General features: G+C 39.7%; 12 protein-coding genes and 1 pseudogene. 10 read left to right on the top strand and 3 right to left on the bottom strand.

Features of this window, described 5'->3' with window-relative positions; translation table 11 throughout:
* The first annotated feature begins 13 nt into the window (after positions 1-13).
* The 3 genes from ANA_RS04980 to ANA_RS24130 all read left to right on the top strand — a co-directional run bounded on the left by ANA_RS04980 (position 14) and on the right by ANA_RS24130 (position 2,444).
* Positions 14-730 carry a hypothetical protein gene (locus tag ANA_RS04980; RefSeq protein ID WP_015078964.1) on the top strand — a complete coding sequence of 239 codons (717 nt, stop codon included), beginning with the start codon at positions 14-16 and terminating at the stop codon, positions 728-730.
* 72 nt (positions 731-802) lie between these two features.
* Positions 803-1,579 (top strand): sulfite exporter TauE/SafE family protein, encoded by a 777-nt coding sequence (locus tag ANA_RS04985; RefSeq protein WP_015078965.1) that lies wholly within the window; start codon positions 803-805, stop codon positions 1,577-1,579.
* A 685-nt stretch (positions 1,580-2,264) separates the two neighbouring features.
* Positions 2,265-2,444: a hypothetical protein gene (locus tag ANA_RS24130; protein WP_015078966.1), complete on the top strand. Its 180-nt coding sequence runs from the start codon at positions 2,265-2,267 to the stop codon at positions 2,442-2,444.
* A gap of 13 nt (positions 2,445-2,457) precedes the next feature.
* Here the strand turns inward: ANA_RS24130 and rlmN are convergent, their stop codons facing one another.
* The 3 genes from rlmN to ANA_RS05005 form a co-directional block, all read right to left on the bottom strand.
* Entirely contained in the window at positions 2,458-3,528 is a 1,071-nt protein-coding gene (gene rlmN / locus ANA_RS04995) for a 23S rRNA (adenine(2503)-C(2))-methyltransferase RlmN (protein ID WP_015078967.1), read from the bottom strand.
* A 155-nt stretch (positions 3,529-3,683) separates the two neighbouring features.
* Positions 3,684-4,517, bottom strand: a complete 834-nt coding sequence (locus ANA_RS05000) for a metallophosphoesterase (protein WP_015078968.1) — start codon at positions 4,515-4,517, stop codon at positions 3,684-3,686.
* Between the two features lie 236 nt (positions 4,518-4,753).
* Positions 4,754-5,410 carry a LuxR C-terminal-related transcriptional regulator gene (locus ANA_RS05005; protein ID WP_015078969.1) on the bottom strand — a complete coding sequence of 219 codons (657 nt, stop codon included), beginning with the start codon at positions 5,408-5,410 and terminating at the stop codon, positions 4,754-4,756.
* A gap of 103 nt (positions 5,411-5,513) precedes the next feature.
* Here ANA_RS05005 and ANA_RS05010 point away from each other — a divergent pair, with 103 nt between their 5' ends.
* The 7 genes and pseudogenes from ANA_RS05010 to ANA_RS05035 all read left to right on the top strand — a co-directional run bounded on the left by ANA_RS05010 (position 5,514) and on the right by ANA_RS05035 (position 17,943).
* Positions 5,514-6,158 (top strand): DUF3386 domain-containing protein, encoded by a 645-nt coding sequence (locus ANA_RS05010; protein ID WP_015078970.1) that lies wholly within the window; start codon positions 5,514-5,516, stop codon positions 6,156-6,158.
* Between the two features lie 553 nt (positions 6,159-6,711).
* Positions 6,712-7,761, top strand: a complete 1,050-nt coding sequence (locus ANA_RS05015; protein WP_015078971.1) for an isocitrate/isopropylmalate dehydrogenase family protein — start codon at positions 6,712-6,714, stop codon at positions 7,759-7,761.
* Positions 7,762-7,936: 175 nt separating this feature from the next.
* Positions 7,937-8,086, top strand: a pseudogene (leuD, locus tag ANA_RS28440) (3-isopropylmalate dehydratase small subunit); the annotation flags it as partial.
* Between the two features lie 132 nt (positions 8,087-8,218).
* Positions 8,219-9,502 carry a 3-isopropylmalate dehydratase large subunit gene (locus ANA_RS05020; protein ID WP_371260399.1) on the top strand — a complete coding sequence of 428 codons (1,284 nt, stop codon included), beginning with the start codon at positions 8,219-8,221 and terminating at the stop codon, positions 9,500-9,502.
* Between the two features lie 61 nt (positions 9,503-9,563).
* Complete coding sequence (locus ANA_RS05025; protein WP_174783013.1) at positions 9,564-9,944, top strand: hypothetical protein; 381 nt, start codon at positions 9,564-9,566, stop codon at positions 9,942-9,944.
* A 734-nt stretch (positions 9,945-10,678) separates the two neighbouring features.
* Positions 10,679-11,077, top strand: coding sequence for a hypothetical protein (locus ANA_RS05030; RefSeq protein ID WP_015078974.1), 399 nt, complete (start codon positions 10,679-10,681; stop codon positions 11,075-11,077).
* A 356-nt stretch (positions 11,078-11,433) separates the two neighbouring features.
* Complete coding sequence (locus ANA_RS05035) at positions 11,434-17,943, top strand: non-ribosomal peptide synthetase (RefSeq protein ID WP_041457714.1); 6,510 nt, start codon at positions 11,434-11,436, stop codon at positions 17,941-17,943.
* Positions 17,944-17,996: the final 53 nt, after the last annotated feature.

Raw genomic sequence — 17,996 nt, forward strand, 5'->3', positions numbered from 1 at the left:
AGTTGCAAAAAAAATGTGGACTAAATCTATTAGTAATATTTTAAAAGTGGGAATATTTAGTAGTTATATTTTAGCTGCTAGTTTACCTGTTCAAGGGCAAATCATGATTCAAGGTGGTAATCTATCTGGAAATCTGAATTATAACTATGACAATCCCATAGTACCTGTTTTTAATGGATTAACTGGGTTAGATGTTAACTCATTTAATTTAGAAACTGACATTGGTAGAATATCTAATTTTCAAGGGACTGGACAATTAAAAGAAGTTAGTAATTTAGCAGGTATTCTCCAAAATGGTCAACCGACAATTGGGACTTTATCTGGTTTAATAACTGGGAGATCACAAACTGCTGATGGTAATTCTCTACTTTTTAATAATACGCCTATAACTATCAATGGTGTTGTCTCTTCTCTTCAGAAAATTAATAACTTTACCCAAGCCGGAAATATCGCCATTACTGGTGGCAAGATTGATACTAATTTACTCACAAATCTAACTCAACCTGGAGCATTTAATTTTGGGACAAATTTAACAAACCTTGGTGTATTATCAAATTTAGGGAGAACAGCCACAGAGCAGTTTAACTTACCTCAATTAGGCTTGAATCCCCAAGTTATTCAATCATTAACTAATAATCCCAACTATGGGAGAGTTGGTTCTCCTGGGTTGATAACAACTCCTGGACTACCTTCGAGAATTTACCCCGGTTTAACAGCACCCAGAAAATAAATCAACTATAATTCGATAAACTTACAGTATTTTATTGTACAACAGTATAACTGAGTTTATTAATTACAGAAAATGCCGCAAGATTTAACTTTAATCCATAGCTTACTTCTGTTCAGCACCGCATTTATTGCCGGTGGACTCAATGCTGTAGCGGGTGGTGGCAGTTTTATTACCTTTCCTACCCTGATATTTACAGGTATCGCCCCAATTAACGCTAATGCTACAAATAATACTGCACTGTGGATAGCAGCTATAGCTAGTGCAGGAGCTTATCGTCGAGATTTAAACATCGAAAAACGACAATTATTATTACTAGCTGGTACCAGTTTAGTTGGTGGTGTCATTGGTTCTGTAGCTTTATTATACACATCACCGGATGTATTTAAAAAGATGCTGCCCTATTTGTTACTATCAGCAACATTGATATTTACATTTAGTGAATCTCTAAAAAGCTGGCTGCAACTTCAGAGTAAAAATGATGTTTCTGCACCTCCACCTTTATTTATTCTCCTAGTTTCTCAATTGGCAATCTCTATATATGGTGGGTTTTTCGGTGCGGGTATAGGCATTTTAATGTTAGCAACTTTAACCTTTTTAGGGATGAAAAATATTCACTCTATTAATGCTTTTAAAACTTTATTGGGTAGTTGCATTAATGGTGTGGCAATTATTCCTTTTATGTTCGCTAATTTGATTGCTTGGCATCAAGTTATGATCATGGCGGTTGGTGGTTCTCTGGGTGGTTATTTATGCGCTCATTTTGCCCGCAGACTAGAACCCAGCTTGGTGCGGAAATTCGTGATTGTGGTAGCTTTTGGGATGACTACTTACTTTTTTATTCATGGTTAAGTAGGTAAATACAATTATACTCAAAACGGCTTATCTGTTGCCTTCCACAACCGTCAGGGAATAAATTCCCTGTCTCATAGCTCAAGTCCGTTAAAACGGACTAATATATTTTCCTAGTATCTAGTATAAGGGACTTCCAATTAAAAAAATACCCAAAAATTTCTTGTAGTGCGGGCATACTATGGCTAACGCCACGCTGCGCTATCGACCAGCTCAGTACAAGTCTTGCCCGCTAATCATCAAGGACGGGCAGGATGCCCATCCCACAAAATTGGGTAATTTATTTTTTGATGTTCCCTAAATACTAAATGGACGGGCTAGAAGCCCACCCCACAATAATTGTATGACTGGTGGGATAGGTATGTGGTCTGTGCAAATATTAATTAAATATAAAACTATTGATTTTGTGACTTTGATTACAGTTTTTTCTATTTGGTAACGCTTGAATGGAAAAATAATTTATTTTTCCACAAGAATAAACAAGACTATCTCAAGGATTGCACCATAGGGATCACTGCTAATCTAAGGAAAGTTACATCTAAAGTAAATTTATATATCTCAGGTATGATGATAATAATTATCAGGTTTAAGATAATGACCGAAGATATCAAATTTTTCACATTCACAACAATTAAACAATTTTTGTCACTTTTTCTAAAAAATTATTAAATCCAGGGGTTTTAAAATGCAAGTATCACAAAAGATTCATTGCCCAAATTGCGGTAGTGCTGCTGAACGTCACTATATTTCTGATAGTCAAATTACGCGGACACAATGCCCTAGTTGCGATTACCTAATGATAACTTGCACCCGCACCGGTAAAGTAATTGAGGCTTATGCACCAGGAATTTATGCTAGGAAATAATTGACAATTATAATTACCTTTTTGTTGTTCTTAATTGTCCACAAGCAGCATCAGCTTCTAAACCGCGAGAATAACGGACACTAACCGCAGTATTTTGTTGTTGAAGAACATTAACAAAGGCTTCTATTCTCTCACGGGTTGGTCTTTTATAATCTACTTCTTGAATGGGATTATAGGGAATTAAGTTAACGTGACTTTGAAAACCCCGCAGACGTTTTGATAGTTCTAAAGCGTGTTCGGGTAAGTCGTTGACTCCAGCGAGAAGAACATATTCAAAACTAACTCTGCGTCCAGTTATTTCTACATATTCTCGACATTCTGCCAGTAAGTCTTCTATGGGGTAGGGTTTGGCGCTGGGAATGAGTTGTTCTCGTAATGCTTGGTTGGGTGCGTGGAGACTGACAGCGAGGGTAATTTGTAGTTGGTGTTGGGCGACTTCAAGAATGCGATCGCGGATACCTACAGTAGACAGTGTAATAAATCGCGCACCAATTCCCAGATCTTGATTAATGGATTTAATCGCTAAAAGCACATTTTCCGTATTCAACAATGGTTCACCCATGCCCATGAATACCACATTACTCACCCGTTCTTGAAAATCCTCTTGGACAGTCAGGACTTGATCAACAATTTCCGCACGGGTAAGATTACGCTTGTAACCACCTTTCCCAGTCGCACAAAAATCACAAGCCATAGGACAACCAACTTGAGTAGAAACGCAGACTGTTAAGCGTTTATCGCTGGGAATACCCACTGTTTCCACAATTTCCCCGTCAGTCAATTTGAGGAGATATTTGACGGTATCATCGGGGGCAACAGAACGGTAATGTAGAGAAGAACGACCTATGGGAACATCTGCAACTTGCAAACGCCAATTTTTCGGAAATACAGAAATATCAGCGAGCGATCGCACACTCTTATTATAGATCCAATCATGCAATTGCTTACCCCGATAACTCGGTTGTCCCTGCTGCTGTACCCAAGCAGTTAACTCCGTCACGGAAGCACCAAGGAGAGGGGGAAGAAGTTGAGATTTAGTGGAGTTAGGAGAATCTAGCTGAGATACAAACGGCGTAGCAGACATAAAAAATCACAATTTGATGCTAATTTTCTATTGTACTATATTGTTTTTGTTTCGCGCAAAGGGGCAAAGGAGCAAAGGCGCAAAGGAAGAAATTATTCATCCGTCTTCATCTGCGTTTATCTGCGTTTATCTGCGGTCTATTATTCTATAAATCTTCATGGAGAGACTTCCAAAGTAATAATAGTAACCTCTGGTGGACAAAATAACCGTCCGGGGAAATAAGTTCCTAGACCTCGATTTACATATAATTGATTATTTCCCACTTTATGTAAACCCTGTGACCATTGCCAATGGCGTAATATAGAATGGGTTTTCCGTAAAAATGGTAATTTACGCCGAATTTTTTTGGGGATTTTTTTGACTATTTTTGCATAGTAAATCATTGCGGGTCCCAGTCCAGGAATTACGATTTGTCCACCGTGACTATGACCAGATAATTGTAAATCTACCCGCCATTTTTTGAGGATTTCGGCTGTATCTGGGTGATGAGATAAGACAATCCGAGGTGTAGTAGAATCAAGTTGATTCATAATTGCTTCTGGATTAAATTCTTTGGCATAAAAATCCGCTAATCCCACTAGAGGTAATTTTTCTCCAACTGGGTAAGCAATTTGATTCCAAAGTACATTAATCCCCACATTTGTTAAAGCATTTGTAATTTCTGATTTTGAACTGGGATAACAAATATCATGATTGCCAAGGATAGCATAGACACCATAGCGACTTTCTAGATTTTTTAATCTTAGTGCTAGTTGATGAATTGGTTTAGCAATTGTGTTAACATAGTCGCCAGTTAAAATAACTAAATCTGGTTTTGTGGCATTACTAACTGCAATTGCTTCTGTTAACATTTTTTCTGATAATAGACCATTATCATAGTGAAAATCTGACATTTGTACCAACTTTAATCCTGCTAATGATAGAGGTAAGTTGGGGATTTTTACTGTCAATTTTTCTGTACTCAAAGATCCAGTTAATAATTTGTGCATAATAGAATAAAACTATGTTTATAAATCAAGACAACATTTCTGAAATTTTGTTGGGTTGCTGTCGCTTAACCCAACCTACAATTATCAAAATATAATCGGATTTCTTTTGACATTAACAAAATATTTTGATATTAACTGTAGCAAAAGAGTAATATATTTGAATACTCAGATACCCGACTTATTTAAGAAGTCGGGTATCTATAATCTATCATTTTATTATGATCTACTTATAGCTATTAGGAAACTAATCTATCTTGTAGTTTTGCCACCATTTCCGCACGAGTAGAAACCTCTAATTTACGGAACATCCTTTTTAAAGCTTGCTTGACAGAATTTTGAGTAATCCATAATTTAACGGCAATTTCCCCATTAGTTAAACCTTGAGCCACTAATTTGGCAATTTCTAATTCTCGCGCTGTGAGAGGACAATTACCAGCAGATGCAAAGGTTTTTGGTGTTGCTTGGAGTGTGGCCATTTTCGCTGATAAATGTAAACAAACTGCACTTAAATCAGCTAAATCATTACTATCAAAAGGCTGACTTCCGGGGTCACGAGCAAAGTTTAAAGTCCCCACTAATTGACCATTACAAACTATCGGACCAGTCATTACGTGTTCGTGACGAGTGCAATAGTTTTTCCAGTCTTCTGGGGATAAAATTAATTGTTCATGGGTGGGGGCGTGACGTTCGACAACATAACGCCCAATGGGGTTAGCTTCTAAGCAGACAGCGGGAATTTCAATTTGAGTATCTAATTGGTCACCTAGGAGATCCATACCCCAATGTTGTACTGCAAAATGGTCGCCAATGGTATCCATGAGAGCTAGTTTTAATTCTTGCTCATTTTGGACATTAGCGATCGCTTGAAAAATGGCGTGGAGAGTTTTAGCCATAAGTGTACCCATTTGGGGTCTATGCGAACCTCGATAATTACCTCTATGCTAATACCAGCAACGATAAAAAGCTATTTTAACTTGTAACCAGAGGACAAGCACGATGACAGTTACTCAAATCTCAGCCCAAGAACTTTTTCAGGCTGCTTATCAAAACCGTTATACTTGGGATGAAAATTTCCCTGGCTATACCGCAGATATTACTTATAAGTATGATGACCAAGTGATCAAAGGTCAAGTGGTGATTGATGCCAATATGAAGGCAGAAGTTCTGAATGTGGAAGACGAAGCTGCTAAAAAAGCCATTCACGGACAAGCTTGGGAAATCGCCGTTCACCGTGTCCGTCGCGCTTTTGAACAAACCCACGGCGCAAATACTTTTAGACCCGGTGAAACTGACGCAACCGGCGCAGTCGAAATTTTTGTTGGTGGAAAGTCAGAAGGAGATAAGTACAAAGTGCGTAACAATGAAGTTTGCCACGTTCACCGTTTAATTCACGGTACTTTTGTGACTATTGACACTTTCAGCAGTCACGACACTGGAGAAGGATATCTTTCTCACACATACAATTCTGTTTATCATGACCCCGAAACCGGCGCTCAAAAGGGCGGTAAAAGCGATTTTACTGATGAATATGAGAAGGTAGGAAATTACTACATTCTTAACCGTCGGGAAATCCGCACGGAAATCGCAGAACGCATTTCTATTCAAGATTTCATCTTTTCTAACATTGAGTTGTTAGGTTAAGTAGAACGGCTTGAATAATTTAAAGTTCGTAGTGAGGAATTTATGCCCCATTTGCGGGCTGAAGCCCTCACTAAGAAATCATCTCCAGATTTTTTTCCTTTCTTTGTGAGAAATCCCATGTAAGTCCTGTGTTTAAGCTTATTGTTGGCAGTTTTGCCAAAAATTATCTTTAGCTAAGGTATTGTCATATATTAGATTGTCTATTATTATATTTTTGGTTGTGCTTCTAGCCTGCCGTAGTCAGCAATAATTCTTGGTATTTTCATACGACGAAAAGTGCCAAATCAATGCTATTTTCAAAATTGTCAATGTTTTTACTGAGGGAAGTTCAGCTTTAACAATTTAAAGATGTATTAATCCTTATTAGTACCAACGCCGTAAGAGACTTCCAAGCTAATAGGTAAGTGTCTTGGGAATCAGGACTCCTGTCCTTGGGGGGAATGTCTAACTCTCAGGCCAACAGAACTACTAAGACAAGAGAGGCTATTCCCGATGAATTGGGAAGCCCTGTCCGTAAGACTTACAGGGTAGTTCACTTAACAAATACGGAAAAATGGGGTCTTTAAGTAAGCCATCTTATCGGATTGTCGCCATACCGGGGGAAGGAATTGGTCCAGAAGTTGTAGAAGCTTCCTTGCAAATTCTTCAACACGTCGCTAAAATTGAAGGATTTACCTTGCGGGTAGACTATGGTTGGCTTGGTGCAACTGCCTTCTTGCAAATGGGTAGTTATTTCCCTCAAGCCACTGTCCAACTGTGCGATGGAGCTAATGGGATTGTATTTGGTGCGGTTAGCCAAGGGGGACTCCTAGAACTGCGAAAGCACTATGACTTTTTTTGCAATCTGCGTCCAATTCGGATTATTGATAGTTTAGTGCATAAATCTAGCCTTCGGCCAGAAAAGGTTCAAGGACTCGATATACTAATCATTCGAGAATTAGTTAGTGGGATTTATTTTGGACCGGCTGGACGTTCTTCAGATGAAAAGGGAGCTTATGGCTACCATACCATGCTCTACTACGATGAAGAGATTCGACGAATCGCTCGTATAGCTTTACAAAAAGCCCAAGAGCGAAGAGGATTGCTCACCGTAGCTCACAAAGAAAATGCTTTGCCTCATTTGCCATGGACTCGTATAGTCCAAGAAGAAGCAATCAAGTTTCCAGGTGTTGTTGTTGAACCAATGCTGGTAGACAACTTAGCCATGCAAATGGTTCTTAATCCCCAGAGATTTGATACAGTTTTGGCGGGCAATATGTTTGGAGATATTCTGAGCGATATTGGTGGAGCTTTAGTTGGATCTATTGGCTTATTAGGGTCAGCCAGTCTGAATGCTGATGGATTTGGACTATACGAAGCCATTCACGGTACAGCCCCAGACATTGCTGGCAAAGGAATTGCTAATCCTCTAGGAACTCTTGGAGCTTGTGTTTTAATGCTTCAGCAATGGGGGGAAGTGGGTGCTGCCCAACGAATTATAGCAGCGCAAGAGCAAGTGTTATCTGAAGGATATCGGACAGCCGATTTGTTTCCCCAAGGCTCTGAAATATTTGTCAATACTGAAAAATTAATTGACCTTTTACTAGAAGAACTTTCCAGCTAACAACATTCTCAATTCCGGGGGCTTTATGAGTAGTATCAAACAGATTTTATACTTAGGTGATGATATCAATACTGATGATATTATGCCTGCCAACCGGGCGACAAATGATGACCCTGATAATTTGAAACACTATGCTTTAGAACATCTCATTGGAGTAGGGGAGTTACTAAAATACGATGTGATTGAAGCCGGAGAAAATTTCGGCTGTGGTTCTAGTCGAGAAATTGCCCCCATTGCCATCAAAGCTGCCGGAATAGAACTGATTCGGGCGAAATCGTTCGCAGAAATTTTTTATCGCAATAGCATTAATATTGGACTTCCCCTGGAAATTTTAGGAGAAAAACCAGAGAATCCGGTAGTTAATGTGATCGCCGCAGCCGGTGGATTGATACCTTTTAATCAAAAGCGTCGTCAGGGAAAAATTACCATTCCTGCCAGCGCGACTTCCCCGCGACCCATGACTTTAGTGGAAAAACTTTTAGCCAAATCCTCTGGTAATACCTACGTCACTCCAGGAGAAGTGGTTTTTGCTCAAGTTGATTTAGCCCTATCCCACGATGCTGTGGCCAGCCCTGTCGCTAAAATATTTTATAAACACTATGGAGAAGATGCAAAGCTGTGGGATGCTCAACGGGTAGTTTTAGTCGCAGATCACTTCATCCAAGTCAATGACATCCGTGTTGATCACAAAGCTGAACTCATGTATCAACAGATGGTTCAGTTTGCCAAAGACCAAGAATGTTACTTATTTGATGTAGTTTCCCCAGGGGAAGCCGCAGGTATCTGTCACGTTTTACTTCCAGAAAAAGGATTTGTCCGACCAGGGATGATCATTGCCGGCACAGATTCCCATACCTGCACCTATGGAGCATTAGGAGCTTTTTCCACAGGAGTGGGAACTACGGATATGGCGAATATCTATGCTATGGGGGATATGTGGATTCGTGTTCCATCAACATTAGTATTTGATTTATCGGGAACTCTACCGCACCATATTAGTGCCAAAGATATTATCTTGTTTATCTTAGGTCAAATTGGTTGTGCTGGTGCTACCGGTAAGGTAATGGAGTTTAGAGGATCAATACTCGCACAACTACCTTTTGATGAACGATTGACTTTAGCTAATATGGCTATTGAGTGTGGTGCAGTCTGTGGGTTAATTGTTCCTGATGAAACAACCCGAAATTATGTCAGAAGTCGTTCTACACAAGGGTTTGTAGAAATGATTGCCGATCCTGATGCTGAATACGAAAAAGTATATCAATTTGACCTCAGTAATTTAGAACCACAAGTTGCCCGTCCTCCAAAACCAGATCAGGTCATACCTATTAGCCAGTTAGAGGAGACTCCGATTACCAAAGCTTTTATTGGCTCTTGTACGGGGGGCAAGCTTTATGATTTAGCCCAGGCTGCTGAAGTTTTACAAGGTCGTCAACTGGCAGATGGCGTGAGCTTGTTTGTGGTCCCTGCTTCCGTAGAGATTCGTGAACAAGCTGAAGCCTTGGGTTATCTGGAAATTTTTGCACAAGCAGGCGCACAGATTCTCAAGTCAGGTTGTGGAGCTTGTATTAATTCTGGAATGGGGGTGTTAGATAAAGAAGAAACAGGAGTTTATGCAACCAATCGCAACTTTAAAGGACGTAGTGGCGATCCTACAGGTAAAAACTATTTGGCCTCGCCAAGAACAGTGGCAATATCAGCCATAAAGGGGAAAATTAGCCACCTTCTGGATGAAAAATAAATCTAAAAAAGAGGGAAATAAAAAATATTTAACCCACAATACGAGAATGCTAGGTGATAAAATGGATGAAATTGTGAAAAAATTTGCAGGTCTAGGTCTTCCGGGCGTAATTCTTCTCCTTTTAGCAGTCACATCAGCAGGTAGTAATGCTGGTATTGTTGCTGCCATTACAGCAGTAGGCGGACCATTTGGCATTGTCGGAGGGATAGGTTTACTCGGACTGACAAAAGTTTTAGGAGATGCAATTGCTGCATACGGGATTGAAGCTATTATTAAGTCCGTCTATTCAGAACGAATCAAAACTGAGTCAGTGAGATTGCTTGTCAAAGAAATTGAAGAGCTACCCATTTCAGACGAGTTAAAACTCAAATTGAAAAATCATCTGAGTTCAGAAAGCAAAAACTATTTAGGGTTTGCTGAAAAAGTTGTCTGTGAGGGCTAGGAGTCAGGAGTCAGGAGCGATGCCCTGAGCTTGTCGAAGGGTCAGGAGCGATGCCCTGAGCTTGTCGAAGGGTCAGGAGCGATGCCCTGAGCTTGTCGAAGGGTCAGGAGGAAGAATTAGAAGAAGAGAAGAGAAGAATAGTATTGAATCCAAGTGATAGGTTTTTGCTAATTTCAACCCTTATTCCTTGCACCTGATTCACCTTTTTTACCTTCAAACTCTTGATATATCTCAGTTCTAGCTTTATTCAGCAGCCCCTATTTACCCTCGCTAGGAAAAGTAGGTATTTCAACCTTCAAATAGGAAATTGGACACCTTTTTGAGTAATAATAAAGCTACTATTTTATTTCATATTGCTGAATTACTATGCATGGAAATGTTATTCTAGCTATCAGTTCATCGTCATGTTTTTGACTTTTCTAAATTTCCTGATTTGTAGTGTTTTTTGATTAATCATAAAACTTACGTATGGACAGAAAATACCAAATAGGTTGTATAGTTTTCACAGATGCAAATGATGGTTAATTCTTGTAGTGTGTAAGTCCCAAATTATTGAGAATGGCTATAAATTTAAGGTGAATAGGGAGGGAAATGTTAAAAATTGATTTGAAAGCGAATGACTTTTAGCTAACTTAGTATAAATTCTAGAATCGGTTTCTTGCCATATCAAGACTCCAATTTCATTCCCACTAGAAAAGTTTCAACCAACAATATCAGGACTTTAGGTGATCAAAATGGACGAAATCGCAAAAAAACTTGCTGGTCTGGGTCTTCCAGGCGTAATTCTATTAATTTTAGCAGTCACATCAGCAGGTAGTAATGCTGCTATTGTTGCTGCGCTCACAGCAATAGGCGGACCCTTGGGCATCCTTGGTGGTATAGGGTTACTTGGTCTGACAACAGTTGTAGGAGATAGTGTTGCTGCATACGGGATTGAAGCTATTATTAAGGCCGTTTATTCAGAACGGCTCAAAACCGAGTCAGAAACATTACTTATCAAGGAAATTGAAGAGCTACCCATTTCAGACGAGCTAAAAGCTAAATTGAAAGATCATCTAAGTTCAGTAAGTTCTACTTCCACAGAACCAGCTTCAGAACCCAGAATAGTGGAAATTGTTGATGAAAACGAATAATTTCACTATTAAATTGGGTAACATTTAAGAGCGAATAGTAAGTGCCAAGACAGAATTAATTGCATATTGGTTATTTACCAATCTTTTGCCAATCGAGGATTTCAGTCCAGATTTTTGTGTAATTGATTTTGTCCAATTATTTACCAAGTGCATACCGCTATAGTGAGAATAGAAAAATGGCCTGTGGGTCTGATTTTTTCGGGTCACACTCTCAAAGGCCATTATTTTCTAACAAAAAATGATCCAGGATGCGAATGCAACGCAGTGTGTTGTAAAATATCTTAGTTGAAACTGTTCCCTATGACTTACGTCACGCTACGCTATCACCAACAACTTATTCAACAACCCGTAAACTTATGTTGAAACAATGTATTCATGAGTTATTTAAAGCCCAGGTTGCTCGAACTCCGCAAGCAATAGCTGTCGTGTTTAGGGATAAGCAACTGACATACCAGGAATTAGATTTGCAAACAGACCTCCTGGCTAATTATTTGCAAAAACTAGGGGTAGGAACTGAGGTACTTGTAGGAATTTGTCTAGACCGCTCCCTAGAGATGATAGTGGGTTTATTAGGAATTCTCAAAGCTGGGGGAGCGTATCTGCCGCTAGATCCTAATTATCCAGCAGAAAGATTGAACTACATGATACAAGATGCTCAAATCTCTGTGTTGGTAAGGCAAGAAAAATGGTCCACTTTAATATCTGATTATTCAGGGACAATTATTTGTTTGGATAGTCAACATGATGCAATTTTTGATCATAGTGATAGCGAAGCGCGACCTAGGAATCGCCATCTTGTGAATACAGTTAAACCTGATCATTTGGCTTATGTCATCTACACATCAGGGTCAACGGGAAAACCCAAAGGGGTAATGATTGAACACCATTCATTGGTGAATTTTACCCAGATGGCGATAGCTCAATACAACATATCCACGGGCGATAGAATTCTCCAATTTAGCTCGATCAGTTTTGATGTTGCCGCTGAAGAAATCTATCCTGGTTTAAGTTGTGGTGCAACTTTAGTTCTACGAACTGAGGAAATGATAAGTTCCGTCTCCTCATTTGTACAGCAATCTCAAGATTGGCAAATAACTGTCTGGGATTTACCGACAGCTTACTGGCACTTAATAGTAAATGAATTAGCTATGAATCCCATAGCATTACCTGAATCACTACGCTTAGTAATTATTGGCGGAGAACGGGTATTACCAGAACGAGTGAAAATGTGGCTCAAGAATGTCGGAAATTTCCCTCAGTTAATTAATAGCTACGGTCCCACTGAAACTACCGTTGCTGCTTCAATTTGCTGTTTATCCAGTTTGAGTGCCACCCAACTAGAAAGAACAGAAATACCTATTGGTAAACCAATGGGGGATAATATCGAAATTTATATCTTAGATCAAAACCTGGAATCAGTTCCGACTGAAACCATAGGAGAAATATACATTGGTGGTGCTGGACTTGCAAAGGGCTATTTGCACCGCCCAGAACTGACCGCAGAAAAGTTTATTAAAAATCCCCTTGACAATTCAAAATTATATAAAACTGGTGATTTAGGACGGTATTTACCAGATGGCAACATAGAATTTTTAGGACGAATTGACAATCAAATAAAATTTAACGGCTTCCGCATTGAACTAGAAGAAATTGAATCCCTCCTCAATCAACATCCCCAAGTTTTTCAAAGCATAGTTATTCTGCGGGAAGATGTTCCTGGAAACAAACGTTTGGTAGCTTATATTGTCCCATCATCAAAAGAGGAAATTAACTGTACAACGCTGCCCAGCTTCCTGAAAAACCAGCTACCCAGCTACATGATCCCAAGTGTCTTTGTTTCCCTAGACGCTTTACCTCTGACTCCCAATGGGAAAATTGATCGTCAAGCACTTCCCATACCTGATATTCAAGAAACCTTTGTAGCACCGCGCAACTCACAGGAAGAAACTCTTGCCCAAATCTGGGGTAAGGTTTTTGGTGTAGAACAGATTGGTATTGATGATAATTTTTTCCAATTAGGCGGTCATTCGCTAATCGCCACACAAATTGTGTCTCGAATTCGGGATGTTTTCCAAATTGAATTATCCTTTGGACAACTTTTTGCAAACCCGACGATTAACGATTTAATTAAGGTAATTATCCAGCAGCAGCAACTACAACAACCATTACCCCTAGCCAAAATTACGCCGATTTCCAGAGAGGGTTATTTACCTGTTTCTTTTGCCCAAGAACGAGTGTATTTTATTGAGCAATTAGCGCCCTCCATGACTGCTTACCAATTTCAAGAGAGTTTGCGAATCAAGGGCAATTTAAACATAGATATTCTAGAAGAAAGTCTCAGCGAAATTTTGCGTCGTCATGAAATTTTCCGCACGACATTTCCGGCAGTAGAGGGCAAGTTGGTACAATTAATTCATCCACCTCAACCTGTAAAATTACCAGTAATTGATCTGTCAAATTTTCCCAAATCAGCACAGGAATCGGAAGTACAAAAATTAACAGAGATTGCAGTTCACGAGCCTTTTGATATTAGTCAATTACCATTAATTCGTTGGACATTATTAAAATTAAGCGACCAAGAATATGTGTTAGTTCATGTTGAACATCACATGGTTCATGATGGTTGGTCATTCAATTTATTTTTGCGAGAATTATTAACATTATATCAAGCCTATTCAGAAGGAAAACCCTCACCCCTAACTGAACCCTCACTCCAGTTTGCCGATTTTGCCCATTGGCAACGACAGTGGGTGTTAACAGAACCAGCACAAGCCCAACTAAAATATTGGCAACAAAAATTAGCTGGTAGTCCTCCTGTATTAGAGTTACCAGGCGATCGCCCGCGACCAGTCGAGCAAACTTACCAAGGCGGCATGGTACGCATGGAACTGCCCCTAGATGTTTGTGAAGCCCTGAGAAAAATGGGTCGTCAAGAAGGGGTGACTTTATTTATGAGTATGTTTACGGTTTTTGTGACCATGCTCTACCGCTACACCGGACAAGAAGACCTTTGCGTGGGATCTGGGGTAGCTAATCGCCGTTGGCGAGAGACAGAAGGGTTAATTGGCATGATTGTTAATAACATCGTCCTCCGCACAGATTTATCTGGCAACCCCACCTTTCGAGAACTTCTGGCTCAAGTGCGTAATGTCACCTTGGAAGGTTACGCTAACGAAGATCTACCCTTTGATAAAGTTGTAGAAATTCTCAAACCAGAAAGAAATCTCAGCTACAATCCTCTATTTCAAGTGATGTTCAGCTTCCATGATGCTCTTTTACCTGATTTGAATCTACCTGGATTGAGCATTAAACAGCATGAGACACTCAACAATAAATCAGCCAAATTCGATCTTGATGTTGTTGTGATGCCTCGTTCTGAACAACGGGTAGGGCGCAATTCTCAAGAAGAAGCCAAAGGAATAGAAACAGAGGGCATAACTCTTGTTTGGGAATATAATAGTGACCTGTTTGATGTCACCACCATTGAACGGATGACGGGTGAATATCAAACGTTAGTAGCAGAGATTGTGGCTAACCCTGATCAACGAATTTCCCAATATCCCCTCCTCACAAAAGAGCAGCAGCATCAATTATTAATTAACTGGAACGAGACTAAAACAGCTTATCCTCAAGGGAAATGTATTCATCAGTTAGTGGAAGAACAGGTAGACAAAAATCCTGATGCAGTAGCACTGATATTTGATCATCAAAAACTTACCTATGGAGAATTAAATACACAAGCTAATCAACTGGCGCACTACCTGAAAAACTTAGGAGTAAAACCCGATACATTAGTTGGCATCTGCATTGAACGTTCCTTTGAGATGATCGTGGGACTTTTGGCAATCCTCAAAGCAGGGGGCGCTTATGTATCCTTAGATCCTGCCTATCCCGCCGAACGATTGAGCGATATAATCAATGATGCTCAACTACCAATTCTGGTAACAATGCAACAATGGGCAACCATCGCCGCCGATCATCACATAGAAATAGTTTGTTTAGATACCGAAAGAACTGTAATTGCTACCCAAAGTCAAGAAAACCCTGACCAGGCAGTAGCAGCCACCAACTTAGCTTATGTCATCTATACATCAGGTTCCACAGGCAAACCCAAAGGAGTGCTGATTGAACACCATTCCTTAGTTAATTTTACTCAAACTGCGATCGCCGCATATCAAATCATCCCCACCGATAGGGTTCTCCAATTTGCCTCCATTAGTTTTGATACCGCCGCCGAAGAAATCTATCCCTGTTTAGGCAGTGGTGCTACCTTAGTGCTGCGGACAGAAGAAATGTTACAGTCTGTGTCTGCATTTGTGCAGCAGTCCCAAAATTGGGGACTAACAGTATGGGATTTACCAACAGCCTACTGGCATTTGCTAGTAAATGAATTAGCCAATGGCAATTTATCCTTACCAGAAACATTACGACTAGTAATAATTGGTGGAGAAAGAGCGCTACCTGAAAAAGTAGCAACATGGCATAAATGGGTAGGTAATTATCCAAAATTAGTTAATAGCTATGGTCCAACGGAAACCACTGTAATTGCCACTTTGAGTCAATTATCAGACAATACTCTCCATCGTCAGGAAATCCCCATTGGTAAACCTATTAGCAATGTACAAGTATATGTCTTAGATAAATACTTGCAACCCGTTCCCATCGGAGTACCAGGAGAACTCCATATTGGTGGTGCAGGTGTGGCACGGGGTTATTTGCACCTGCCAGAATTGACCGCAGAAAAATTTATTAAAAATCCTTTTGTCAACACAGAGGAAAGTAGATTATACAAAACCGGGGATTTAGTTCGTTATCAACCTGATGGCAACCTAGAATACCTGGGACGGATAGATTCTCAAGTAAAAATTCGTGGTTTTAGGATTGAACTTGGTGAGATTGAAACAATATTAAATCAACATTCCCAGGTGAATCAAGCCGTCGTCATTGCCCGTGAAGACATTCCTGGCAATAAGCGTCTTGTCGCCTACATCATTGGTAATCAAGCACAAGTCCAATTGGAGCAAATCCGCCAATTTCTCCAACAGAAGTTGCCTCCATACATGATTCCTGCTACCTTTGTGCCATTAGATCAACTACCAATGACTCCTAACGGCAAGGTAGACCATCGTGCTTTACCAATCCCAGATACTACTGACACCAATTTAGCGGCAGGATTTGTTGCGCCTCAGACTCCCATAGAAGAAAAGTTAGTCGCAATTTGGGCTGAAGTTTTAAGACAACCGAATATCAGCATTCACGACAATTTCTTTGAATTGGGTGGTGATTCAATCATCAGTATTCAGATGATTTCTAGAGCGAATCAAGCCGGATTACAACTGACTCCCAAACAACTGTTTCAGTATCAAACTATTGCCGAGTTAGCCAATGTTGTCGGCACAAATCGGCAAATTAAAGCCAATCAGGGATTAGTTACAGGTTCAATACCGCTAATGCCTATTCAACATTGGTTTTTCGAGCAAAATTTCCCCGATGCTCATTACTTTAATCAATCAGCCTTGTTAGAGATTCCATCAATAACACAGCCAGACTTATTAAAACAAGCAGTGCAAAAATTATTATCGCATCACGATATTTTGCGTTCATGCTTTGTTCTTGAAAGCCACCCCCCGCAACATATTAATGCTACAACCCAAGAAACAGTGCCGTTTATGCTTATAGATTTGTCGGCATTGTCTTTAGAGGAACAACAAACTGTAATTAAAACCAAAGAGTCCGAACTTCAAGCCAGCTTGAATTTATCATCAGGGGAAATTGTCCGAGTTGCGCTGTTTAACCGAGGAATTAATCGGCCAAGTCAATTACTAATTATTATTCATCACCTAGTAGTAGATGGCATTTCATGGCGGATTTTACTGGAAGATTTAGCAACGGCTTATCAGCAACTTAGTAGTGGCGAAACTATCAAATTACCAGCCAAAACAACTTCCTTTCAAGAGTGGGCAAATCAGTTACAAGCATATAGCCAATCAGAAAACCTGTCCACAGAAATTGATTATTGGTTATCCCAGTTTGCGGGGAATATTACTTCATTGCCCATAGATTATCCTGACCAAAAAACAGAAAATACACTAGCTGCTACTAATTCTCTGACTCTCTGTTTAAATGAGGAGGAAACCCGCGCCTTATTGCAGGATGTTCCCGCTGCCTATAATACACAAATTAATGATATTTTGTTGACTGCATTAGCACAAAGCTTTCATGAATGGACAGGAGCAAATTCATTAATTGTTGATTTAGAGGGACATGGACGAGAAGACTTATTTGAAGATATAGATTTATCCCGGACTGTCGGTTGGTTTACTACTTTATTTCCTGTACAATTCAACCTTGGGTTGGGGAATCAGTTAGCAGAAACTTTGAAATTAGTTAAAGAACAACTGCGTCGCCTACCTAAACATGGTATTGGCTATGGTATCTTGCGATATTTACATCCAAGTTCCATAATTCAAAATAAATTCCAAACTTTACCTCAAGCAGAAATCAGTTTTAATTATTTAGGTCAATTTGATCAAGTTCTGTCTGCTTCTGCCATGTTGGGAGCAGTTAAAGAATGGAAATCAGAACAAAGTCAGCGGGGGTATTGCAGCCATCTCTTGGCAATAAGTGGATTGATTCACTCAGGAAAGTTAGAAATGGAGTTTGCTTATAGCGAGAAAATTCACAAGGGAGCGAGTATTGAAAAGTTCGGGCTGGGATTCATGGAAGTATTAAGAACCCTGATTCTTCACTGCAAATCAAAGGAGTCATCCACCTATACCCCTTCTGATTTTGCTGCTGCTAAAATCAATCAACAACAGCTCGATAAATTCTTAGAAAAAATTAATAGAAAAACCCCCAAGAGTTAGATGAATTAATAGTTTACCTAAAACCTACAATCCTGCTGTGAGATGCTTGATTT

This window comes from Anabaena sp. 90 (genome assembly GCF_000312705.1).
GTDB lineage: Bacteria > Cyanobacteriota > Cyanobacteriia > Cyanobacteriales > Nostocaceae > Dolichospermum > Dolichospermum lemmermannii.

Bases quoted from the DNA above. Each gene is read 5' to 3' on its own strand.
- ANA_RS05020 (WP_371260399.1), top strand. From the start codon at position 8,219: ATGACTTTAGTGGAAAAACTTTTAGCCAAATCCTCTGGTAATACCTAC.
- ANA_RS05015 (WP_015078971.1), top strand. From the start codon at position 6,712: ATGGGGTCTTTAAGTAAGCCATCTTATCGGATTGTCGCCATACCGGGG.
- ANA_RS05030 (WP_015078974.1), top strand. From the start codon at position 10,679: ATGGACGAAATCGCAAAAAAACTTGCTGGTCTGGGTCTTCCAGGCGTA.
- ANA_RS04980 (WP_015078964.1), top strand. From the start codon at position 14: ATGTGGACTAAATCTATTAGTAATATTTTAAAAGTGGGAATATTTAGT.
- ANA_RS05005 (WP_015078969.1), bottom strand. From the start codon at position 5,410: ATGGCTAAAACTCTCCACGCCATTTTTCAAGCGATCGCTAATGTCCAA.
- ANA_RS05000 (WP_015078968.1), bottom strand. From the start codon at position 4,517: ATGCACAAATTATTAACTGGATCTTTGAGTACAGAAAAATTGACAGTA.
- ANA_RS05025 (WP_174783013.1), top strand. From the start codon at position 9,564: ATGGATGAAATTGTGAAAAAATTTGCAGGTCTAGGTCTTCCGGGCGTA.
- ANA_RS24130 (WP_015078966.1), top strand. From the start codon at position 2,265: ATGCAAGTATCACAAAAGATTCATTGCCCAAATTGCGGTAGTGCTGCT.
- ANA_RS05035 (WP_041457714.1), top strand. From the start codon at position 11,434: ATGTTGAAACAATGTATTCATGAGTTATTTAAAGCCCAGGTTGCTCGA.
- ANA_RS04985 (WP_015078965.1), top strand. From the start codon at position 803: ATGCCGCAAGATTTAACTTTAATCCATAGCTTACTTCTGTTCAGCACC.
- ANA_RS05010 (WP_015078970.1), top strand. From the start codon at position 5,514: ATGACAGTTACTCAAATCTCAGCCCAAGAACTTTTTCAGGCTGCTTAT.
- rlmN (WP_015078967.1), bottom strand. From the start codon at position 3,528: ATGTCTGCTACGCCGTTTGTATCTCAGCTAGATTCTCCTAACTCCACT.